Origin of the sequence: Prevotella sp. HMSC077E09 (assembly GCF_001814685.1) — a bacterium.
GTDB classification, from domain to species: Bacteria; Bacteroidota; Bacteroidia; order Bacteroidales; family Bacteroidaceae; genus Prevotella; species Prevotella oris.
This window is the reverse complement of sequence record NZ_KV817582.1, coordinates 1-3,491: the sequence shown is the minus strand read 5'-3', so window position 1 is coordinate 3,491 and position 3,491 is coordinate 1. Positions and strand designations below refer to the sequence as shown.

At 44.9% G+C, this 3,491-nt stretch carries 4 protein-coding genes; 3 read left to right on the top strand and 1 reads right to left on the bottom strand.

The features are described 5' to 3' along the window. Positions 1-340 precede the first annotated feature (340 nt). A complete protein-coding gene (locus HMPREF2983_RS10125) occupies positions 341-529 on the bottom strand; it encodes a hypothetical protein (protein ID WP_070668047.1) in 189 nt (62 codons plus the stop codon). 592 nt (positions 530-1,121) lie between these two features. Between HMPREF2983_RS10125 and HMPREF2983_RS10115 the strand changes: the two genes are divergently transcribed. Genes HMPREF2983_RS10115 through HMPREF2983_RS10110 form a run of 3 tightly spaced genes read left to right on the top strand, consistent with a single transcriptional unit; the run spans position 1,122 to position 3,306 of the window. Then, positions 1,122-2,687: an acyl-CoA carboxylase subunit beta gene (locus HMPREF2983_RS10115; RefSeq protein WP_004376119.1), complete on the top strand. Its 1,566-nt coding sequence runs from the start codon at positions 1,122-1,124 to the stop codon at positions 2,685-2,687. A 37-nt stretch (positions 2,688-2,724) separates the two neighbouring features. Continuing rightward, positions 2,725-2,874: a hypothetical protein gene (locus HMPREF2983_RS14060; RefSeq protein ID WP_004370947.1), complete on the top strand. Its 150-nt coding sequence runs from the start codon at positions 2,725-2,727 to the stop codon at positions 2,872-2,874. Between the two features lie 6 nt (positions 2,875-2,880). Further along, positions 2,881-3,306 carry an acetyl-CoA carboxylase biotin carboxyl carrier protein gene (locus HMPREF2983_RS10110; RefSeq protein ID WP_070668043.1) on the top strand — a complete coding sequence of 142 codons (426 nt, stop codon included), beginning with the start codon at positions 2,881-2,883 and terminating at the stop codon, positions 3,304-3,306. Positions 3,307-3,491 lie beyond the last annotated feature (185 nt).

Here is a 3,491-nt window from a genome sequence, read left to right as displayed (position 1 = left end):
ATTTTGAGGGTGTTTTTGCATTTCCCGTAGGGCGGTAAAACCGTTTTGAGGCTGTTTTTGTGTTTCCCGTAGGGCGTTAAAGTCGTTTTGAGGCTGTTTTTGCATTTCCCGTAGGGCGTTAAAGCCGTTTTGAGGCTATTTTTATGTTTCCCGCAGGGCGAGAAAGCCGTTTTGAGGCTGTTTTTGCATTTCTCGTAGGGCGAGAAAGCCGTTTTGAGGCTATTTTTATGTTTCCCGTAGGGTGGTAAAGTCGTTTTGAGGCTGTTTTTATGTTTCCCGTAGGGCGAGAAAGCTGTTTTGAGGCATTTTTTCTGCTTCCAAGGGGTTGGAAATGTGATTTTCAGCGTTTTTTCAATTTCGGCCGTGGCCGAAACGCAGTTTTTTTCATTTTTAAGCTTTCTGCCGCGACCGAAATGTAGTTTTCGCCGTTTTTCGTTTTTCGGCCACGGCCGAAACGCTCTTTTTGCTGTTTTCTACTCTTCGGCCATGGCCGAAAGCCGATTTTCAGTGTTTTCTCACTTTCATCCATGGATGAAAGGCATCTTTTGTCTCTTTTTCGCTTTCATCCACGGATGACAAATGATTTTTACCATTTTTCCACTTTCATCCACGGATAACGGGCATTTTTTGCCTCTTTTTCATTTTCATCCATGGATGACGAATGATTTTCAGTAAATCCTGCATTTCGTCGACCGACGACGGATGTTTTTTCGCGATTTTCGCATTTCGTCGACCGACGACGGGCTTCTTTCTGCGATTTTCGCGTTTCGTCGACCGACGATGGGCATTTTCCTGCATTTTCTGCATTTCGTCGGCCGACGACGAGCGTTTTCCTGCATTTTCTGCATTTCGTCGACCGACGACGGGCTTTCTCTCTGTAATACCTTTAATATAGAGGCATAAACCAACAGACCTGCCGAGTCACGAATGATTTTGTTATGACTAAGCACGCAGACCAACAGAGAGTGGTACAACGCAATGTTGGTATTTTTTGCTTTTTAACCATTCTACTTTTTCCCTTTTTATTTTTTTTACTACCTTTGCAGGCAGAACTATTGCGTAATCAGAATTTGGTTACCTTTTTTGCATTATGACTATAAAAAATTAATTGATAAAAACTTATGAGTAAGCAAGTAGAAAAAATCAAGCAGCTTATTGCAAAACGCGAAGAGGCACGCCTTGGCGGTGGTCAGAAAGCTATCGACAAGCAGCACGAACGTGGTAAATATACTGCGCGCGAACGTATCGAAATGTTAGTTGACGAAGGCAGCTTCGAGGAATATGATATGTTCAAACTGCACCGTTGCCACAACTTCGGCATGGAAAAGAAGCAATTCTTAGGCGATGGTGTTGTTGCTGGTTCTGCAACCGTCAATGGTCGCTTGGTTTATCTTTATGCACAGGATTTTACAGTCAATGGCGGTTCCTTGTCTGAAACAATGGCGCAGAAAATCTGTAAAGTCATGGACATGGCAATGAAGATGGGAGCGCCCGTTATCGGCATGAATGACTCTGGTGGTGCACGAATTCAAGAAGGTATTTCTGCATTGGCAGGCTTTGGTGAAATCTTCGAACGCAATATTCTTGCCAGCGGTGTAATCCCTCAGATCAGTGCAATCATGGGGCCATGCGCCGGTGGTGCTGTATATTCTCCGGCACTGACCGACTTCACTATCATGACAGAAGGAACTTCTTACATGTTCCTGACAGGGCCGAAGGTTGTTAAAACTGTTACGGGAGAAGAAATCGATGCCGAGCACTTAGGTGGTGCAAGCGTTCATGCAAGCAAGAGTGGTGTTACACATTTCACGGCAAAGACCGAAGAAGAGTGCATGGAACTCATCAAGACACTCCTCTCTTACATCCCTTCCAACAACACCGAAAATGCTCCTCGTGTTGAGTGCGACGACCCCATCGACCGCAAGGAAGACCTGCTCAACGAAATTATTCCGGAGGATCCCAACCAGGCATACGATATGTATAAGGTCATCAGCGCTGTTGTTGACAACGGAGAATTCTTTGAAATTCAGCCTAAGTTTGCTAAGAATATCATCACGGGCTTTGCACGTTTCAACGGCCAGAGCGTAGGCATTGTTGCCAACCAACCTGCAGCTTATGCCGGTGTTCTAGACGTTAATGCCAGCCGCAAGGGTGCACGCTTCGTACGTTTCTGCGATGCTTTCAACATTCCAATCGTCAGTTTGGTAGACGTTCCGGGCTTCCTGCCGGGTACGGGACAGGAATATAACGCTGTCATTCTGCATGGAGCACAGTTGCTCTACGCTTATGGTGAAGCCACAGTTCCAAAGATTACAATCAATCTCCGCAAGAGCTATGGCGGTTCACACATTGTGATGGGCTGCAAACAACTCCGTTCCGACCTCAACTTCGCATGGCCATCAGCCGAGATTGCTGTAATGGGTGCAAGCGGTGCCGTAGCAATTCTCTGTGGTAAGGAAGCGAAGAAAATCAAAGAAGAAGGTGGAGATGTCAAGGCTTTCCTTGCTGAAAAGGAGGAAGATTACACCGAGACATTTGCCAATCCATATCAGGCTGCCCAGTATGGTTATATTGATGATGTCATCGAACCACGTAACACGCGCTTCCGCATTTGTCGTGGTCTGGCTCAACTCGCAACCAAGCGCCAGAATATTCCTGCCAAGAAGCATGCCTGCATGCCCATGTAATCCGGGTTGAAAACGAAAAACAATAACGTAACAAACGATGGATAAGAATATATATGCGGCTATTGCCATGGCACTCTATGAGTTTGAAGGCAATAATGTACACGACTATGAACCTGGCAAAATCACGATTGAGCCACACCATACGCTATGGAATGCCAAGTTCCTGTCATTAACCAAAAAACCATAACAGAATATGAAAGAGTTTAAATATACAATCGATGGTAAGGAATACAACGTAACCATCGGTGAAATAGACGAGAATAATGTTGCCCATGTAACTGTAAATGGCGACGATTTCAAGGTTCAGATGGAGAAAGAAGCAGAACCGGAGAAGAAGAAAGTCGTATTGGGTAAACCTGCCCAGACCGAAGAGTCAGAGGCTGCTCCCGCCGCCAATGTCAATACCAACAACGCTGTCAAGGCTCCGCTTCCAGGCACGATTACAGCTATCAACGTAGAAGTAGGTCAGGAAGTAAAGGCCGGAGATGCAGTCGTCGTACTTGAGGCTATGAAGATGGCCAATAACATCGAAGCTGAAAAAGACGGAAAAATTACTGCAATCTGTGTCAAGGTCGGCCAAACCGTGCTTGAAGAAGACCCGCTCGTTGTTATCGAATAAATAAGAACAACTTTATTTAAAGAAAGGCTGTTGTAAAATACAAATGCCTTTTTGAAAGTCTTACCTAAAACAAACCAATAAGAAAAGACCATTTCAAAACTCGTTTCTGAGTAGAGAGATGGTCTTTTCTTCGCTTTTCGGGAAATTCATTCAGATACGAGAGTAAATCATCAGTTTTCGGGAAA

Bases quoted from the DNA above. Each gene is read 5' to 3' on its own strand.
- HMPREF2983_RS10125 (WP_070668047.1), bottom strand. From the start codon at position 529: ATGGATGAAAGTGAGAAAACACTGAAAATCGGCTTTCGGCCATGGCCG.
- HMPREF2983_RS10115 (WP_004376119.1), top strand. From the start codon at position 1,122: ATGAGTAAGCAAGTAGAAAAAATCAAGCAGCTTATTGCAAAACGCGAA.
- HMPREF2983_RS14060 (WP_004370947.1), top strand. From the start codon at position 2,725: ATGGATAAGAATATATATGCGGCTATTGCCATGGCACTCTATGAGTTT.
- HMPREF2983_RS10110 (WP_070668043.1), top strand. From the start codon at position 2,881: ATGAAAGAGTTTAAATATACAATCGATGGTAAGGAATACAACGTAACC.